The following is a 16,246-nucleotide window of genomic DNA, read 5'->3' on the forward strand; positions in this document are numbered from 1 at the left end:
CCGATGCAGACCCATGCCGCGAAACGCGTTGAAATCACGATAGAGCTGGTGATGCAGGCCCGCCTGACCCGCGCCTTGGAAGAAGCGGGGGTGACGGGGTACACGATCCTGCCGGTGCTCGGCGGATCGGGGCGCTCGGGCGCCTGGAGCCGGTCGGGCCAGATCAGCCGCGCGTCGGGCATGGTGCAGGTCATCTGCATCATCCGCCCGGACAAGCTGGACACGCTGCTGGCGGCGGCCTTTGCCGTGGTCGAGCCGCATATCGGCGTGGTCACCGTGACCGATTGCGAAGTCTTGCGCGCCGAGCGTTTTTGATCCGCGCGCGGTCTCTCGGCCAGCCGGTCAGGCCATCAGAGCGAGAAGGCGCCCCGCGTGCCGCCCGGCAGGGCCACGATCGACGGACGGCCGAGCCGTGCCGAGATCTCTTTGAGCGGTGTACCGAGGAACCGGCCCGTGCAAATCGCCATGCCGGTTGCGATGTCGGTCAGCACCATGCGCCCCTTCTGGAACGACAGGCCAAAGCCCTTTTGCGCAAGCTTCTTTTGCAACTCGGGCCAATCGCTGGCAGCATGAAAGACCGGCAGCAGGACCGAACGCAGCGCGACGGCTTCTTCGGTGCTTTGCGTGTCGACGCCCTGGGCGCCCGCCCAGTTGGTCGCGAACTCCGCCGTGGCGGTCTCATCTTTGGTAATCGACCCCATGAACATGGATCATCCCTCCTACAGATGATGCCACGCTGCATTTTGAATCCGGCAGGATTGGACCTGCCGTAGGGTCATTTTGGGAAAAGACGCCGCAATTTAGGCCAAGTTGTTTGGCTTTGGCAGGAGGCTTGCCGTTTTACATGTGCAATAGACCCGGGCACGCGCCGCCCCAGTGGGGCGGGTCGGCGCGGCCTGACGTTGCCGTCAGGCAGGCGCTTTGAATTGGGCGTAGAGTATCGACTTCCAGAAAGCGTGGTCACTAAGGGCGTTTGGACCGGCACTCCACTGCACCAGCCCAAAATGCACTAACCCTTCTTGAGGCACTCCCGCCCCAAAAGCTCGGCGATCTGCACAGCATTCAGCGCCGCGCCCTTGCGCAGGTTGTCCGACACGCACCAGAAGTTCAGCCCGTTGTCGATCGTGCTGTCCTGCCGGATGCGGCTGATGAAGGTCGCAAAGTCGCCCACGCACTCGACCGGCGTGACGTATCCGCCGTCCTCGCGCTTGTCGATGACCATGATCCCGGGCGATTCGCGCAGGATGTCGCGCGCCTCGTCCTCGTCGAGGAAATCCTCGGTCTCGATGTTCACCGCTTCCGAGTGACCCACGAACACCGGCACGCGCACGCAGGTCGCCGTGACCTTGATCGACGTGTCGACGATCTTCTTGGTCTCGGCGACCATCTTCCACTCTTCCTTGGTGGAGCCGTCCTCCATGAAGACGTCGATATGCGGGATCACGTTGAAGGCGATCTGCTTGGTGAACTTCTTGGCCGGCTTGTCGTCCGTTGGGTTGTAGACCGCCTTGGTCTGGTCCCAGAGCTCGTCCATGCCGTCCTTGCCTGCGCCCGAAACCGATTGGTACGTCGAGACAACAACACGTTTGATCCGGGCGCGGTCATGCAGCGGCTTCAGCGCCACCACCATCTGCGCGGTCGAGCAGTTGGGGTTCGCGATGATGTTCTTCTTAGAATAGCCGTGCACGGCCTCCGGGTTCACCTCCGGCACGATCAGCGGGACGTCCGGGTCATAGCGGTAGAGCGACGAGTTATCGATCACCACGCAGCCGGCCTTCGCCGCCTTGGGCGCGTGCTCTTTCGTAGCCGCCGAGCCAACCGCCCAGAGGGAAATATCCCAACCGGTGAAGTCGAAGGTCGCAAGGTCCTTGGTCTTGAGTGTCGTGTCGCCGAATGTGACCTCTGTCCCCAGCGAACGGCGCGACGCCAGAACGGCGATCTCGTCGATGGGGAACTCGCGCTCGGCGAGGATGTTCAGCATTTCGCGGCCCACGTTGCCCGTGGCGCCGACGACGACGACTTTGTAGCCCATGACAGGGTCCTTTGCTTTGTCGGCTTGCCCTGCGCAAAATCGCGCAGGATCGGCGGCGATGTATCCGAGCGGGGGTCCAAGGGAAAGGGCGATTTGCGCGCACCTTCCGCAGTGGGCCTCAGTCGCTGCGCAGGAAGAGAGCCGCGACGAGCCCGGCAAGCGCGCCAAAGAGATGCGCCTCCCAGCTGATGCCGGGCTGGCCGGGCAGCACACCCCAAAGCATCGTGCCGTAGACAAGGCCGACGGCCAACGAGACGATAAGAGGGATCGGCTTGCGCTCGACAAAGCCGCGCGCGATCAGAAAGCCGAGCCAGCCGAATACCAGCCCCGACGCGCCGACATGGATCGCGCTGGCACCAAAGAGCCAGACGCCGAGCCCGCCAAGCACCACGATGATCGCTGTCGCCGCCGCCTTGACCTTGCCCGCCGTCGCAGCCGTCAACCCGCCTAGGATCAACAGCGGCACGGTGTTCGACGCGGCATGCGCCACCGACCCGTGCAACACCGGCATGAAGAGGACCCCGTCGAGGCCCGCAGCAAAGCGCGGGATGAGACCGAACCGCGGGTTGAGCGCGTAGCCCGTCACGAGGTTCACCCCCTGCACGAGCCAGATCACCGCCACCAGCGCGATCACCCATCCAAACCGTTTGAGCGCCATGGCCGATGTCCCTTTCTCGCGCGCGGGTCCGCGCAATACATATGTGCCGACTGGGCGAGGACCAGATGCCTTTACCTCGCGCCCTTACCTCTTGCCGGGCGTCTGGCACCTCAAGGCATGACACATGAGGACGCCAAAGCCTTTGCCGCCGACTGGCAGGACGCGTGGAACAGCCGCGACCTGACCCGCATCCTCGCACACTACGCCGATGACGTGGTCTTCCGCTCGCGCAAGGCCGTGGCACGCGTCGGCTCCGGCGAGGTTGTCGGCAAACCTGCCTTGCAGGACTACTGGGCCAAGGCCCTCGCGGCGCAGCCGGACCTGCGTTTCGAGGTGATCGACGTCTTTGCGGGATACGAGATGGTTACGCTCACCTACCGCAACCACGCCGGCGTCCTCGCCGCAGAGGTGCTCTGGTTCGGACCGGACGGCCTTGTGATCCAGGCCGCCGCCTGCCACGCCGTCTGACGTCACACCAATTGCGTCGCCTCGATCGCGCGCTTCCAGCGGGCGTAGCGCGTCTCGCGCGTCTCGGCGTCCATCGTGGGTGTGAACTGACGGTCGAGCGACCAGGTCTCCGCGAACTCGGACATCCCGGGGTAGACGCCCGCCTTCATTCCAGCGAGCCAGGCGGCGCCCAGCGCCGTGGTTTCGAGCACTTTGGGGCGGTCCACCGGCGCGTCGAGGACGTCGGCGAGAAACTGCATCGTCCAGTCGCTCGCGGTCATGCCGCCGTCGACGCGTAGCACAGCATCGCTCGCGCTACCCATGTCGGCCTGCATCGCCTCCATCAGGTCGCGCGTCTGGTATCCGACGCTTTCGAGCGCGGCCTTGGCCATCTCCTTGGGACCCGAGTTGCGGGTCAGGCCGTAGACCGCGCCACGGCTGTCTGGTTTCCAGTAGGGCGCGCCGAGGCCGGTGAAGGCCGGGACCAGCACCACGTCCTGCGTCTCGTCCGCGCCTTCGGCCATGGCTTGGGTGTCCGGCGCGGCCTCGATGATCTGGAGGCCATCGCGCAGCCACTGCACCACCGCGCCGGCGATAAAGATCGACCCTTCGAGCGCGTATGTGGGCGTGCCATCGAGCTGATATGCGATGGTCGTCAGGAGACGGTTCTTGGACGTGACCGCCGTGTCCCCGGTGTTGAGCAGCGCAAAGCAGCCCGTGCCATAGGTCGACTTGAGCATGCCGGGCTCGAAACACGCCTGCCCGACGGTGGCGGCCTGCTGGTCGCCCGCGACGCCGAGGATCGGGAGGGCGGCGCCCAGATGCTCGGACCGGGTCATGCCGAACTCGGCCGCGCAATCGAGGACCTTCGGCAGCATCTGCATCGGGACGTTGAGGATGTCGCAGACGGTCGAGGACCAGCTGCCGGCATGAATGTCGTACATCAAGGTGCGGGCGGCGTTCGTGGCGTCGGTCACGTGGTTGCCCGTAAGGCGCCAGATCAGGAAGCTGTCGACCGTGCCGAACATCAACTCCCCCGCCTCGGCCCGCGCGCGGGCGCCGTCGACATTGTCGAGGATCCACGCCAGCTTGGTGCCGGAAAAGTAGGGGTCCAAAAGGAGGCCGGTCTTCTCGGTCACAGCCGCCTCGTGGCCCGCCTCTTTCAGGTTGGCGCAAAACTCGGCGGTGCGGCGGTCCTGCCAGACGATGGCGTTGTAGACCGGCTCGCCCGTTTCCTTGTCCCAGACGAGCGTCGTCTCGCGTTGGTTGGTGATGCCGATGGCGGTGATGTCCGTCGGCTCTAGCCCGGCCTCTGCGATGGCGCCAGTGCAGGTGCGCAGCGTCGTGGTCCACAGATCCTCCGGGTCATGCTCCACCCAGCCCGACTGCGGGAAGTGCTGCGCGAATTCTTCCTGCGCGGTCGCGACGGGCTTCATGGACCCGTTGAAGACGATGGCGCGGGTGGACGTGGTGCCCTGGTCGATGGCGAGAATGTGGGTCATGGGGCTCCTCCGAAGTCTTTAGGGATAAGTGCAGGTGATCCCGCCCCGGTTCAAGCCCGGGTGGCACGCACAAAGTTCGCAAGAACTTTGTGCTGAGCATAATTTTCCTGCGAAAATTATGCGGCGACCGAGGCGCCCTCGTTCTGCATCCAGATGTCGAGTGCGTCGATCTCGGCCTGCGTCATCCGCAGCCCCAGCTTGGACCGGCGCCAGACGATGTCCGCGGCGCGGGTCGCGTATTCACGGGTCATCAGCCAGCGCACTTCGGCCTCCGTCAGAGTCGCGCCAAAGTCCTTGCCGAGGTTCTCGGCACTGGCCGTTCCGGCGACGATCTCTGCCGCTTCTGTGCCGTAGGCGCGCACAAGACGTTTCGCCCAGCGGTCGTCCAGATACGGCGCGAGCGCTTTGAGCGCATCGATCTGCGCGCGCACGCCGTCCACGGCAAAGTTGCCCCCCGGCAGCGGGACACCCGCGGTCCAAGGTCCCGGCACGTCGTCGAAGAACGGCGCGATCTTTTCCAGCGCGCTTTCGGCGAGACGGCGGTAGGTCGTGATCTTTCCGCCAAAGACGTTGAGCATCGGCGCCCCGCCGGCCTCGTTCACCTTGAGCACGTAGTCGCGCGTCGCCGCCGTCGCCGAGGTGGCCCCGTCGTCATAGAGCGGACGCACGCCGGAGTAGGTCCAGACCACGTCCTCCGCCGTCAGCTCCTGCTTGAAGTAGCCATTGGCAAAGTTCAGCAGGTAGTCGCGCTCGGCCTCGGTGCACTCGGGCTTGACCGACGGGTCGGTGTGCTCGGCATCGGTGGTGCCGATCAGGGTGAAGTCCGTCTCGTAGGGGATCGCAAAGATGATACGCCCGTCGGTGCCCTGGAAAAAGTAGCACTTTTCATGGTCATAAAGCCGTTTGGTCACGATGTGCGAGCCGCGCACCAGACGGATGTTCTCGGAGGTGTTGACCCGCGCCACCTCGCCGATGATCTGCCGCACCCAGGGCCCGCCGGTGTTCACCAGCATCCGGGCGGTGATCTGCCGCTGGCCCTCGGGCCCCGACAGTGTGACCGTCCAGTGATCGCCCGTCCGCTCGGCGGCCTTCACCTCCGTCCGGGTGTGGATCGTCGCGCCGCGCGCCTCGGCATCGCGGGCGTTGAGGGCGACCAGCCGCGAATCCTCGATCCAACAGTCGGAATATTCGTAGGCGAATGCGAACTTGTCCTCGAGCGGCGCACCCTCGACGCCTGACTTCAGATCAACCGTCTTGGTTCCCGGCAGGATTTTGCGCCCACCCAAATGGTCGTACATGAAAAGGCCCAGACGGATCAGCCACGCGGGGCGTCGCCCCTTCATCCACGGCATGACGCGGGACATCAGGCGAGAGGTCGGGGTTTCGTTCTCGAACCGCATGTCCTCGTGATACGGGAGCACAAACCGCATCGGCCACGAGATATGCGGCATCGCGCGCAGAAGCGTCTCCCGCTCGATCAGCGCCTCGCGCACCAGCCGGAACTCGAAATACTCCAGATAGCGCAGCCCACCGTGAAAGAGCTTGGTCGAAGACGAGGAGGTCGCTTGCGCCAGGTCGTCCTTTTCCGCCAATGCCACGCGCAGCCCGCGCCCGGCCGCATCACGCGCGATGCCGCACCCGTTGATGCCGCCCCCGATGATCATCAGGTCATAATCCGTCGTCATGTGCGCCTCCTGTGTGTCACCGCGCCCTTACCGCGTTCTTCCATCATGCGCATTCGCTTTTGTTCGTTTGTCACAGAATGTGAACGAAACCGAAAATGGATTGCAGGCTCCGCGCGCTTCTTTCAAAAAGAAGCCATGAACGTTCGGCACGCCTCCATCCTGGATATCGCACAGACCACCGGTCAGGTTTCCGTGGAGGCGCTTTCGACGCAGCTTGGCGTGACGGCTCAGACGATCCGGCGGGATCTGGCGGAGCTGGCGGAGGCGGGAAAGCTGGAACGGGTGCATGGCGGCGCGGTGCTGCCGTCCGGCGCGGTGAACATCGAATACGAAGAGCGGCGGCGCCTGAACGAAAGTGCCAAGACTTTGATCGCCGCGCGGTGTGCCGCGGAGATCCCCGAGCGCTCCGCCGTGTTTCTCAACATCGGCACGACAACCGAGGCGGTCGCCCGCGCGTTGCTGGGTCACAAGGGGCTGATGGTCTTCACCAACAACCTGAACGTGGCCAACATCCTCAGCGGCAATCCAGAGGCTGAGGTGGTGGTCACGGGCGGCGTTCTCAGAAGAAGCGACGGCGGGCTTGTCGGCACGGCAGCGGCAAGCATGATCGCGCAGTACAAGTTCGACATTGCCGTGATCGGCTGTTCGGCCTTGGACGCGGACGGGGACATCCTCGATTTCGACCTCAGCGAGGTGGGCGTCAGCCAGGCCATCCTCTCCCGCGCTCGTCATAAGTGGCTGGTGGCGGACCAGTCGAAATGGCAGCGCGCCGCACCCGCCCGGATCGCCACCTTGGCGGATATGGACCTGATGTTCACGGATGGCCCGTTGCCTGCAGAGGTCACTCAAAAGTGCGCCGACTGGCAAACACGGATCGTGGAATGCTCCTCTGCGAGGGACCAAGGCTGACTTGGGCCTTGCATCTGGCGACCCCTCTTCGTATATCGCCCTCAACAGCGGCGCCGCTGGGGTCCAAACCCAGAGGCTCCACCGGAAAGTGTAACGGGCCGCGTGCCCGTTTTTTTGTGCCTGAACGTCAGGCCACCCTTAGGATGCTAGCAGAGACGCCATGTCTGACCTGATCGCCAAATCCGCAATGGACCGCCGCCTGGCGGAGATCGTGACCCCCGTGATCGAGGACATGGGATTCGAGCTGGTGCGCATCCGCCTCATGGGTGGCAACACGCCCACGCTGCAGATCATGGCCGAACGCGCTGGCGGCGGGATAGAAGTGGACGAGTGCGCCGAGATCTCGACCGCTGTCAGCGCAACGCTGGATGTGGAGGACCCGATCCTCGACGCCTACACGCTCGAAGTGTCCTCCCCCGGCATCGACCGCCCCCTGACCCGGCTCAAGGATTTTGACCTTTACGAAGGCTATGAGGCCAAGCTCGAGACCTCCGAGCTGATCGACGGCCGCAAACGCTTTCGCGGCGTTCTGGCGGGGGTCGAGGACGGCGAGGTCCTCATCAACCTCGACATCGGCACGGTGGGCTTGCAGTTCGACTGGCTCGCCGACGCCAAGCTGGTCCTGACCGACGAGCTGATCAAGGAGATGCTCCGCCAGCAGAAGGCTGCCCGCAAAGAGGGCGCGCTGGACGAGAGCGACTTTGACGCGATCGAGACGGAGGGCAACGCCGATGAGTAGCGCAAGCTGCGCGATCGTCGGGCCGCGGTACGTCGATCCGACCGTCATTCTGCGCACCTTTATCTCCGCCAAGTCCTTGCGACCTCTGAGCGGAGCGCTGGCGTTACCGTATCGACGTGCCGGGGGGCGGCACGTCGATCGCGCGGCGGCCTACGGCCTTGATTCCGCGCCTGTCGCGTTGAAAGACCAAAGCGAGGTTGGCCATGGACGCTGAAATCTACGGCACACCTGACGCTAAAAGCCCGGAATTGACCGAAGCCGATTTCGCCAAGGCACGGCGCCGCGCAACGGGAAAGCTCGTCGATCCCGAAGCATACGCCCGGCAAACGCTCATAGAAATGCGCGCCTCTCTGGGGCGTGAAGACGACGCAAAAATCAAACGCACCCTCCGCCACGTCGAAGCTGCGCTCGCCGAATTGCAAGAAGGATAACCCAATCATGGCCATCACATCCGCCAACCAGCTTGAGCTGCTCCAAACCGCCGAGGCCGTCGCGCGCGAAAAGATGATCGACCCCGCGCTCGTGATCGAAGCGATGGAGGAGAGCCTCGCCCGCGCCGCCAAGTCGCGCTACGGCGCCGAGATGGACATCCGCGTGTCGATCGACCGCAAGACCGGCCGCGCCACCTTCACCCGCGTGCGCACCGTTGTGGAGGAAGAAGAGCTCGAGAACTACCAGGCCGAGTTCACCGTCGCGCAGGCCAAGCAGTACATGGACGACCCGCAGATCGGTGACACCTTCGTCGAGGAAGTGCCGCCCGTGGACATGGGCCGGATCGCCGCGCAATCGGCCAAGCAGGTCATCCTGCAAAAGGTCCGCGAGGCCGAGCGTGACCGCCAGTACGAAGAGTTCAAGGACCGCGCCGGCACCATCATCAACGGCCTCGTCAAGCGAGAGGAATACGGCAACGTCATCGTCGACGTAGGCGCCGGCGAGGCCGTCCTGCGGCGCAACGAAAAGATCGGCCGCGAAAGCTACCGCCCCAACGACCGCATCCGCTGCTACGTCAAGGACGTGCGGCGCGAGGTCCGGGGGCCCCAGATCTTCCTGTCCCGCACCGCGCCCGAGTTCATGGCCGAGCTTTTCAAGATGGAAGTGCCCGAAATCTACGACGGCATCATCGAGATCAAGGCGGTCGCCCGCGACCCCGGCTCCCGCGCCAAGATCGCGGTCATCTCCTATGACGGTGGCATCGACCCGGTCGGCGCCTGCGTCGGGATGCGCGGCTCCCGCGTGCAGGCCGTCGTGAACGAGCTGCAGGGCGAAAAGATCGACATCATCCCGTGGAACGAGGATCTGCCGACCTTCCTCGTAAACGCTTTGCAACCGGCTGAAGTCTCCAAAGTGGTCCTCGACGAGGACGCCGAGCGTATCGAGGTCGTCGTGCCCGAAGAGCAGCTCTCGCTCGCCATCGGGCGGCGCGGCCAGAACGTGCGCCTCGCCTCGCAGCTGACCGCCCTCGACATCGACATCATGACCGAAGAAGAGGAATCGGCGCGCCGTCAGGCCGAGTTCGAAGAACGCACCAAGCTCTTCATGGACACGCTCGATCTCGACGAGTTCTTCGCACAGCTGCTGGTCTCCGAAGGCTTCACCAACCTCGAGGAGGTCGCCTATGTCGAGCTCGACGAGCTTCTGGTGATCGACGGCGTCGACGAAGGCACCGCCGAAGAGCTGCAGACCCGCGCCCGCGAATTCCTCGAAGAGCAGGCCCGCAAGGCGCTCGAACGCGCCCGCGAGCTCGGCGCCGAAGACAGCCTCATTGAATTCGACGGGCTCACACCCCAAATGGTCGAGGCGCTCGCCGAAGACGGGATCAAGACGCTCGAGGACTTTGCCACCTGCGCCGACTGGGAGTTGGCCGGCGGCTGGACCACGGTCGACGGCGAACGGGTCAAGGACGACGGCCTTCTCGAGAAATTCGACGTGGACCTGGCCGAGGCACAGAACCTCGTGATGACCGCCCGGATCATCCTCGGCTGGGTCGACCCCGACGAGCTGGCCGCCGCAGAAGCCGAAGGCGAAGAGGGCGAAGACGAGACCGAGGAAGAGACCGTCTGAGGCGAGGACCCGACATGAGCCGCGGAGGCGCCACAAAGGACCGCGAGAGCGGGCCCGAGCGCAAGTGCATCGTGTCCGGCACGGTGCAACCCAAAGCGCGTCTGGTGCGTTTCGTCAGATCACCCGAGGATCTGATCGTGCCGGACATCGCTGGAAAATTGCCCGGGCGCGGCATCTGGGTCTCACCCGACCGCGCCATGCTCGAAACGGCGGTGGCCAAGGGGCTCTTTTCCAAGGCCGCCCGCGCCAAGGTGACGACGCCGGACGGTCTGCCCGACATGGTCGAAGCCGGGATCACCCGGCGGCTCACAGATCTCATCAGCCTTGCGCGCAAGTCGGGCGAGGCGGTGGCCGGCTACGAAAAGGTCAAGACCTGGCTCGAGAAGGGCGAGGCTAAAGTGCTGATCCAGGCCTCCGACGGCTCGGAGCGCGGCAAGGGCAAGCTCAACACGCCGCGCGACGGCAAATGGCTGGGCTGGCTGACAAGTGAAGAACTGGGGCTGGCCTTTGGGCGACAGGCGGTGATACATGCCGCCATTCGCACTGGTGGACTGGCCGCACGTGTTATAGACGAGGCGCAACGCCTCAGAGGACTGCGCCCCGATGTGACCGAGGGCGCTATCGGCGGGACCGCCCGCCGGAAAGGACAGACGGACTAGATGAGCGATAACGACGGCAAAAAGACACTTGGTCTGCGCGGCGGCGCCCGGTCGGGGAACGTCAAGCAAAGCTTTAGCCACGGACGGACCAAAAACGTCGTGGTGGAGACCAAGCGCAAGCGCGTCGTCGTGCCCAAGCCGGGCGCGGCCAACAAACCTGCGACGACCGGCGCGCCGACCTCTTCGAGCGGCAAGCGCCCCGCGGGCATCTCCGATGCGGAGATGGAACGCCGCCTCAAGGCCGTGCAAGCCGCCAAGGCACGTGAGGCAGAAGAGGCCGCCAAACGCGAAGCCGAGGAAAAGGCGCGCGCCGAAGAGCGTGAACGCCGCCGCGAAGAGGCCGAGGCCAAGGAGCGCGAAGAGCGCGAACGCGAGGCCGCCCTCAAGGCCAAGGCCGACGAGGAAGAGCGCCAGATGCGCGAGGCCGAGGCCGCCGCCCAGCGCGCCGCCGCCCCGCCCGCCGAAAAGGCGGACACGCGCACAAGCAAAACCGCAGCGCCCGCGCAGACCCCGCGGAAGCAAGACCGCGAACGCGACCAGAACCGCGGCAAAGGCCGGGACGATGGTGGGCGCCGGTCGGGCAAGCTGACGCTGAACCAGGCCCTGCGAGGCGGCGAGGGTGGACGTCAGCGCTCCATGGCCGCCATGAAGCGCAAGCAGGAGCGCGCCCGCCAAAAGGCGATGGGCGGCTCGGTCGAGCGTGAAAAAGTCGTGCGCAGCGTGAACCTGCCCGAAGCCATCGTGGTCGCCGAGCTGGCAAACCGCATGGCTGAACGCGTGGGCGACGTCGTCAAGGCGTTGATGAACAACGGCATGATGGTCACGCAGAACCAGACCATCGACGCCGACACCGCCGAGCTCATCATCGAAGAATTCGGGCACAAGGTGAACCGAGTTTCCGACTCGGACGTCGAGCAAGTCATCGCGCAAGTCGACGACAGCGACGAGGACCTGCAAGCGCGTCCCCCGGTCATCACTGTCATGGGCCACGTCGACCACGGCAAGACGTCGCTCCTCGACGCGATCCGCAACGCCAAGGTGGTCGCGGGCGAGGCTGGCGGGATCACCCAGCACATCGGCGCCTACCAGGTGAAGGCCGAGGACGGGAACCTTCTGACCTTCCTCGACACGCCCGGCCACGCTGCCTTTACCTCGATGCGCTCGCGCGGCGCGCAGGTGACGGACATCGTCGTGCTTGTGGTCGCCGCGGACGACGCGGTCATGCCGCAGACGGTCGAGGCTATCAACCACGCCAAAGCCGCCGAAGTGCCGATGATCGTGGCGATCAACAAGATCGACCGCCCGGCTGCGAACCCGACCAAGGTGCGCACCGACCTCTTGCAGCACGAGGTGATCGTCGAAGAGCTCTCGGGTGAAGTGCAGGACGTCGAAGTCTCCGCCATCACCGGCCAGGGCCTCGACAACCTGCTGGAGGCGATCTCGCTCCAGTCCGAAATCCTCGAGCTCAAGGCAAACCCCGACCGCGCCGCGGCGGGTGCCGTGATCGAGGCGCAGCTCGACGTGGGCCGTGGCCCCGTGGCGACTGTCCTCGTGCAGAACGGCACGCTCAAGCAAGGCGACATCTTCGTCGTGGGCGAGCAGTGGGGTAAGGTCCGCGCACTCGTCGACGACAAGGGCAACCGCGTCAAGGAAGCCGGGCCCTCGGTCCCGGTCGAGGTCCTCGGCCTCAACGGCACCCCCGAAGCGGGCGACGTCCTGAACGTCGTGGAAACCGAAGCGCAGGCGCGCGAGATCGCCGAATACCGCGAGAAGGCGGCCAAGGACAAACGCGCCGCCGCAGGCGCCGCGACGACCCTCGATCAGCTTCTGGCCAAGGCCAAGGAAGACGAGAACGTCAAGGAACTGCCCATCGTCGTCAAAGCCGACGTGCAAGGCTCCGCCGAGGCCATCGTGCAAGCGATGGAAAAGATCGGCAACGAGGAGGTGCGCGTGCGCGTGCTGCACTCGGGTGTGGGTGCGATCACCGAAACGGACGTGGGCCTCGCCGAAGCGTCCGGCGCGCCGATCATCGGCTTCAACGTGCGTGCGAATGCCCCGGCCCGCAACTCGGCCAACCAGAAGGGCCTCGAGATCCGCTACTACAGCGTGATCTACGACCTCGTCGATGACGTGAAAGCGGCGGCCTCGGGACTTCTCAGCGCCGAAATCCGGGAGAACTTCATCGGCTACGCGACGATCAAGGAGACCTTCAAGGTCACCGGCGTCGGCCGCGTCGCAGGCTGTCTTGTCACCGAAGGCGTCGCGCGTCGCTCGGCTGGCGTGCGCCTTCTGCGCGACAACGTCGTGATCCACGAGGGCACGCTGAAAACGCTCAAGCGCTTCAAGGACGAAGTCGCCGAAGTGCAATCCGGCCAGGAATGCGGCATGGCGTTCGAGAACTACGACGACATCCGCGACGGCGACGTGATCGAGATCTTCGAGCGTGAGGAAGTCACTCGCACGCTCAGCTAAAGCGCATCACAGCAGACACAAAAAGACCCCGAAGGCAGCTTCGGGGTCTTTTTGACTCAGGTTTGATCTAGAGGATCAAGAGGCAGGCATCCCGTGAAACAGCCGATCTCCGACTTTCACAGCAATGCGTCCATCTGCGAGAGATCGCACGAACAAGCCCTGCACGGACACGCAGCTTCCGATGATGATGGTCTTCCACATACCGCAACTCCCCAACGCGGTTACTTACAGACTAAAAGGTAATCGTTTGCGGCAGAAATGCAAAATTTTTGTGAATGCCTGTGGAAAACCGCGTGCCGCAACGCAAAAACCTTGACTTTTTAAGATCGGGCTTCGCTGCGGCGCCGCGATTAGAGCCAGTCGCGCAGAACCGCCACCAAGGGCACATCCGCGGCGGGCATCGGCAGCGCGCGCATCTCTTGCCACGTCACCCATTTCAGGCGCTGACCTTCGCGAGGCTGCGGCACGCCCTCCCACTTGCGGCACGCGAAAAGCGGCATCAGCAAGTGAAAGTCATCATACCCGTGCGAGGCAAAGGTCAGCGGCGCCAGACACGATGCCCAGGTGTCGATTCCCAGCTCCTCGTGCAGCTCGCGGATCAGCGCCGCCTCGGGTGTCTCGCCCGCCTCGACCTTGCCGCCGGGAAACTCCCAAAGGCCGGCCATCGCCTTGCCCTCGGGGCGCTGCGCCATCAGCACGCGCCCGTCCCGATCGATCAGCGCAACGGCGGAGACCAGCACGACGCGTGTAGGGTGGGCAGACTTGCCCACCTTACGACCTGTAGTCCGCGTTGATCGTAATGTACCCATGCGTCAGATCGCAGGTCCACACGGTGGCTGCGCCGTCCGCAATCCCGACGTCCACCGCGATCTCGATGATCTCGTTCCGCATGTAGGCCGCGCCGACTTCCTCGCGGTAGTCCGGCGACACCCAGCCTGCGTCGGCCACCAGGATGTCTCCGAACCGGATCGAAAGCTTGTCCCGATCGGCCGCCGCGCCGGACTTGCCCACGGCCATGACGATGCGCCCCCAATTGGGGTCCTCGCCGGCGATTGCCGTTTTGACGAGCGGCGAATTGGCGATCGCAAGACCAATGGTCTTGGCCGCAGCATCACTTTCCGCACCGGTCACGGTGATCTCGATGAACTTGGTCGCGCCCTCTCCGTCCCGCACAACCTGATGCGCGAGATCCAGCATCACATCGTGCAGGGCTTTCTCGAACGCCGCATCCCCCGCCACATCGACACCCGACGCGCCCGTCGCGGCGACCAACAGCGTGTCCGACGTCGAGGTGTCGCTGTCCACAGTGATGCAGTTGAATGTCTGGTCTGACAGCCGGGCCACCATGGCTTGCAACGCGTCCTGCCCGATCACGGCATCGGTAAAGACGTAGACCAGCATCGTCGCCATGTCCGGCGCGATCATGCCCGAGCCTTTGGCGATGCCGGCGATGCGGACCTGACCGCCGGCGACGTCGAACGTACCGCCCGCCCCCTTGGCAAAGGTATCGGTCGTGCGGATCGCCTCCGCCGCCTGGTCGATGCCCTTCGGCGAGAGACGCGCCGCCATGTCGCTTAGCACGGCGGTGATCTTGCCATGCGACAGGGGCTCCCCGATCACGCCCGTCGACGCGCTAAAGACGCGGCCCACCGGCACATCCGTCACGGAAGCAACCGCACCTGTCGTCGCCTCCACCGCCTCCGCGCCATTGCGACCGGTAAAGGCATTGGCGTTGCCGGCATTCACGAGGAACGCCGCGCCCGCGCCGGTGGACCCGCCCAGCTTGGTCTGACAATCCAGCACGGGCGCCGCACGCGTGGCGGACCGGGTAAAGATGCCGGCAACCGAAGTGCCGGTGTCCATCACGGCCAGCATCACGTCCGGCCGATCGCGATACTTGACCCCCGCCTCGGCCGTGGCAAAGCGCACGCCGTCCACCTCCGGCAGGTCCGGGAAACCGGCAGGCGCCAACGGAGAGCGGGGCGGCACGCTTCCCATGTCAGTCCTCGAGCAGATCGCGGCGCGAGATGGCCGCGGGGTCGATTGTCTCCATGTCGATGCGCGTGACCTCAGCGGCTTCGGTCTTGGCCGTCAGATGCGCCTGGATCGCCTCCTGGCGGAGGGTGTTCGCCAGTTCTGCACGCACGGCGTCAAGCTCGGGCTTCGGCAAGTCGCGCACTTCGTTCAGCTTGACCACGTGCCAGCCGAACTGCGTCTGTACCGGAGCCGAGACGCCGCCTGCCTCCATCGCCACGACCGCAGCCTCGAAGGGAGGTACCATCGCGCCCTTGCCGAACCAGCCCAGCAGACCGCCACCGGGACCGGACGGACCCGTCGAGTGCTCCTTGGCCAGCTCCGCGAAATCCGCGCCGCCGTTCAGCTCTTCGATCAGGGCCTGCGCCTCTTCCTCGGTCTCGACGAGGATGTGCGAGGCGTTGAACTCCTGCTCCGCCGGCGCATTGGCATAAGCCGCGTCATAGGCGGCCTGTACCGCTTCGTCGGTCACCGCATCGGCGGCCACCTGCTCCAGAGCCTCGGCGGCGAGGATCGAGCGGCGCTCGTTGTCGAGCGCGATCTCAACCCGCAGCGGCAGGTCATCGCCCAGGTCCGAGGCCACCGCGGCCTGCTGCACCAGCTGGTCGAGAATGCCCTGGAAGAGAACGTCATCGCCGAGGCTCTGGTACTCCTGCGGCAGGCCCACGCGGATCATGATGAGATGGCCCAGCGTGATGTCCGTGCCGTTCACGGTCGCAACGACCAGATCCGCCGAAGGCGTCACCATCTCGGCGGCAGGCGCCTCGGTCGTTGCTTCATTGGTCTCGGTTTCGGCTTCGGTGGTCGCGGTCTGCGCCCAGGCGGCACCCCCGCACACCAGCGCGGCAGAGGTCAGAAAAGCGGTCAATCGGGTCATGGGGAACCTTGTCCTTTGGATCGGGCGCACGTGAGGCGCGCCCGCGTTGACACCAGTAGGCACGGCCCTTACATCGCTTTGGACTGTGGGGCCGCGCGGCTCACGCACCCTTATTCAGAACGCGCGCCGCGGGCAAGAGAGCCCCCTGCACAACCGCGTGAAAGACGATCG

General features: G+C 65.0%; 16 protein-coding genes. 8 read left to right on the forward strand and 8 right to left on the reverse strand.

Going from position 1 to position 16,246, the window contains the following annotated elements:
• The first annotated feature begins 3 nt into the window (after window positions 1-3).
• Window positions 4-315 carry a P-II family nitrogen regulator gene (locus ACU0B3_RS08145; protein ID WP_446260349.1) on the forward strand — a complete coding sequence of 104 codons (312 nt, stop codon included), beginning with the start codon at window positions 4-6 and terminating at the stop codon, window positions 313-315.
• A 35-nt stretch (window positions 316-350) separates the two neighbouring features.
• On the opposite strand, the gene ACU0B3_RS08150 is transcribed toward ACU0B3_RS08145, so the two are convergent.
• The 3 genes from ACU0B3_RS08150 to ACU0B3_RS08160 form a co-directional block, all read right to left on the reverse strand.
• A complete protein-coding gene (locus ACU0B3_RS08150; protein WP_446260350.1) occupies window positions 351-707 on the reverse strand; it encodes a hypothetical protein in 357 nt (118 codons plus the stop codon).
• Between the two features lie 302 nt (window positions 708-1,009).
• Complete coding sequence (locus tag ACU0B3_RS08155) at window positions 1,010-2,032, reverse strand: aspartate-semialdehyde dehydrogenase (protein ID WP_446260351.1); 1,023 nt, start codon at window positions 2,030-2,032, stop codon at window positions 1,010-1,012.
• 118 nt (window positions 2,033-2,150) lie between these two features.
• Complete coding sequence (locus ACU0B3_RS08160) at window positions 2,151-2,690, reverse strand: rhomboid family intramembrane serine protease (protein WP_446260352.1); 540 nt, start codon at window positions 2,688-2,690, stop codon at window positions 2,151-2,153.
• Between the two features lie 117 nt (window positions 2,691-2,807).
• Between ACU0B3_RS08160 and ACU0B3_RS08165 the strand changes: the two genes are divergently transcribed.
• Window positions 2,808-3,158, forward strand: a complete 351-nt coding sequence (locus tag ACU0B3_RS08165; RefSeq protein ID WP_446260353.1) for a nuclear transport factor 2 family protein — start codon at window positions 2,808-2,810, stop codon at window positions 3,156-3,158.
• A gap of 2 nt (window positions 3,159-3,160) precedes the next feature.
• On the opposite strand, the gene glpK is transcribed toward ACU0B3_RS08165, so the two are convergent.
• Both glpK and glpD read right to left on the reverse strand, forming a co-directional pair.
• A complete protein-coding gene (gene glpK / locus ACU0B3_RS08170; protein WP_446260354.1) occupies window positions 3,161-4,639 on the reverse strand; it encodes a glycerol kinase GlpK in 1,479 nt (492 codons plus the stop codon).
• Between the two features lie 116 nt (window positions 4,640-4,755).
• On the reverse strand, window positions 4,756-6,324 hold the full coding sequence (gene glpD / locus ACU0B3_RS08175) for a glycerol-3-phosphate dehydrogenase (protein WP_446260355.1): 1,569 nt from the start codon (window positions 6,322-6,324) through the stop codon (window positions 4,756-4,758).
• Between the two features lie 135 nt (window positions 6,325-6,459).
• Between glpD and ACU0B3_RS08180 the strand changes: the two genes are divergently transcribed.
• The 6 genes from ACU0B3_RS08180 to infB all read left to right on the forward strand — a co-directional run bounded on the left by ACU0B3_RS08180 (window position 6,460) and on the right by infB (window position 13,164).
• Window positions 6,460-7,233 carry a DeoR/GlpR family DNA-binding transcription regulator gene (locus ACU0B3_RS08180; RefSeq protein ID WP_446260356.1) on the forward strand — a complete coding sequence of 258 codons (774 nt, stop codon included), beginning with the start codon at window positions 6,460-6,462 and terminating at the stop codon, window positions 7,231-7,233.
• A gap of 160 nt (window positions 7,234-7,393) precedes the next feature.
• Window positions 7,394-7,972: a ribosome maturation factor RimP gene (gene rimP, locus ACU0B3_RS08185; protein ID WP_446260357.1), complete on the forward strand. Its 579-nt coding sequence runs from the start codon at window positions 7,394-7,396 to the stop codon at window positions 7,970-7,972.
• A gap of 203 nt (window positions 7,973-8,175) precedes the next feature.
• Entirely contained in the window at window positions 8,176-8,403 is a 228-nt protein-coding gene (locus ACU0B3_RS08190) for a hypothetical protein (protein WP_446260358.1), read from the forward strand.
• 7 nt (window positions 8,404-8,410) lie between these two features.
• Entirely contained in the window at window positions 8,411-10,033 is a 1,623-nt protein-coding gene (nusA, locus tag ACU0B3_RS08195; protein WP_446260359.1) for a transcription termination factor NusA, read from the forward strand.
• 14 nt (window positions 10,034-10,047) lie between these two features.
• Window positions 10,048-10,692: an RNA-binding protein gene (locus tag ACU0B3_RS08200; protein ID WP_446260360.1), complete on the forward strand. Its 645-nt coding sequence runs from the start codon at window positions 10,048-10,050 to the stop codon at window positions 10,690-10,692.
• Window positions 10,693-13,164 carry a translation initiation factor IF-2 gene (gene infB, locus ACU0B3_RS08205; RefSeq protein ID WP_446260361.1) on the forward strand — a complete coding sequence of 824 codons (2,472 nt, stop codon included), beginning with the start codon at window positions 10,693-10,695 and terminating at the stop codon, window positions 13,162-13,164. It begins immediately after the preceding gene.
• A gap of 350 nt (window positions 13,165-13,514) precedes the next feature.
• Here infB and ACU0B3_RS08210 read toward each other — a convergent pair whose 3' ends face one another.
• The 3 genes from ACU0B3_RS08210 to ACU0B3_RS08220 are packed head-to-tail and all read right to left on the reverse strand — an operon-like array spanning window position 13,515 to window position 16,075.
• Entirely contained in the window at window positions 13,515-13,934 is a 420-nt protein-coding gene (locus ACU0B3_RS08210) for a (deoxy)nucleoside triphosphate pyrophosphohydrolase (RefSeq protein WP_446260362.1), read from the reverse strand.
• A gap of 1 nt (window position 13,935) precedes the next feature.
• Window positions 13,936-15,162: a bifunctional glutamate N-acetyltransferase/amino-acid acetyltransferase ArgJ gene (gene argJ / locus ACU0B3_RS08215; RefSeq protein ID WP_446260363.1), complete on the reverse strand. Its 1,227-nt coding sequence runs from the start codon at window positions 15,160-15,162 to the stop codon at window positions 13,936-13,938.
• A 1-nt stretch (window position 15,163) separates the two neighbouring features.
• Entirely contained in the window at window positions 15,164-16,075 is a 912-nt protein-coding gene (locus tag ACU0B3_RS08220; protein WP_446260364.1) for a peptidylprolyl isomerase, read from the reverse strand.
• Window positions 16,076-16,246 lie beyond the last annotated feature (171 nt).

It is taken from the genome of Pseudaestuariivita sp., from assembly GCF_052825805.1.

Bases quoted from the DNA above. Each gene is read 5' to 3' on its own strand.
- ACU0B3_RS08145 (WP_446260349.1), top strand. From the start codon at position 4: ATGCAGACCCATGCCGCGAAACGCGTTGAAATCACGATAGAGCTGGTG.
- ACU0B3_RS08150 (WP_446260350.1), bottom strand. From the start codon at position 707: ATGTTCATGGGGTCGATTACCAAAGATGAGACCGCCACGGCGGAGTTC.
- ACU0B3_RS08155 (WP_446260351.1), bottom strand. From the start codon at position 2,032: ATGGGCTACAAAGTCGTCGTCGTCGGCGCCACGGGCAACGTGGGCCGC.
- ACU0B3_RS08160 (WP_446260352.1), bottom strand. From the start codon at position 2,690: ATGGCGCTCAAACGGTTTGGATGGGTGATCGCGCTGGTGGCGGTGATC.
- ACU0B3_RS08165 (WP_446260353.1), top strand. From the start codon at position 2,808: ATGACACATGAGGACGCCAAAGCCTTTGCCGCCGACTGGCAGGACGCG.
- glpK (WP_446260354.1), bottom strand. From the start codon at position 4,639: ATGACCCACATTCTCGCCATCGACCAGGGCACCACGTCCACCCGCGCC.
- glpD (WP_446260355.1), bottom strand. From the start codon at position 6,324: ATGACGACGGATTATGACCTGATGATCATCGGGGGCGGCATCAACGGG.
- ACU0B3_RS08180 (WP_446260356.1), top strand. From the start codon at position 6,460: ATGAACGTTCGGCACGCCTCCATCCTGGATATCGCACAGACCACCGGT.
- rimP (WP_446260357.1), top strand. From the start codon at position 7,394: ATGTCTGACCTGATCGCCAAATCCGCAATGGACCGCCGCCTGGCGGAG.
- ACU0B3_RS08190 (WP_446260358.1), top strand. From the start codon at position 8,176: ATGGACGCTGAAATCTACGGCACACCTGACGCTAAAAGCCCGGAATTG.
- nusA (WP_446260359.1), top strand. From the start codon at position 8,411: ATGGCCATCACATCCGCCAACCAGCTTGAGCTGCTCCAAACCGCCGAG.
- ACU0B3_RS08200 (WP_446260360.1), top strand. From the start codon at position 10,048: ATGAGCCGCGGAGGCGCCACAAAGGACCGCGAGAGCGGGCCCGAGCGC.
- infB (WP_446260361.1), top strand. From the start codon at position 10,693: ATGAGCGATAACGACGGCAAAAAGACACTTGGTCTGCGCGGCGGCGCC.
- argJ (WP_446260363.1), bottom strand. From the start codon at position 15,162: ATGGGAAGCGTGCCGCCCCGCTCTCCGTTGGCGCCTGCCGGTTTCCCG.
- ACU0B3_RS08220 (WP_446260364.1), bottom strand. From the start codon at position 16,075: ATGACCCGATTGACCGCTTTTCTGACCTCTGCCGCGCTGGTGTGCGGG.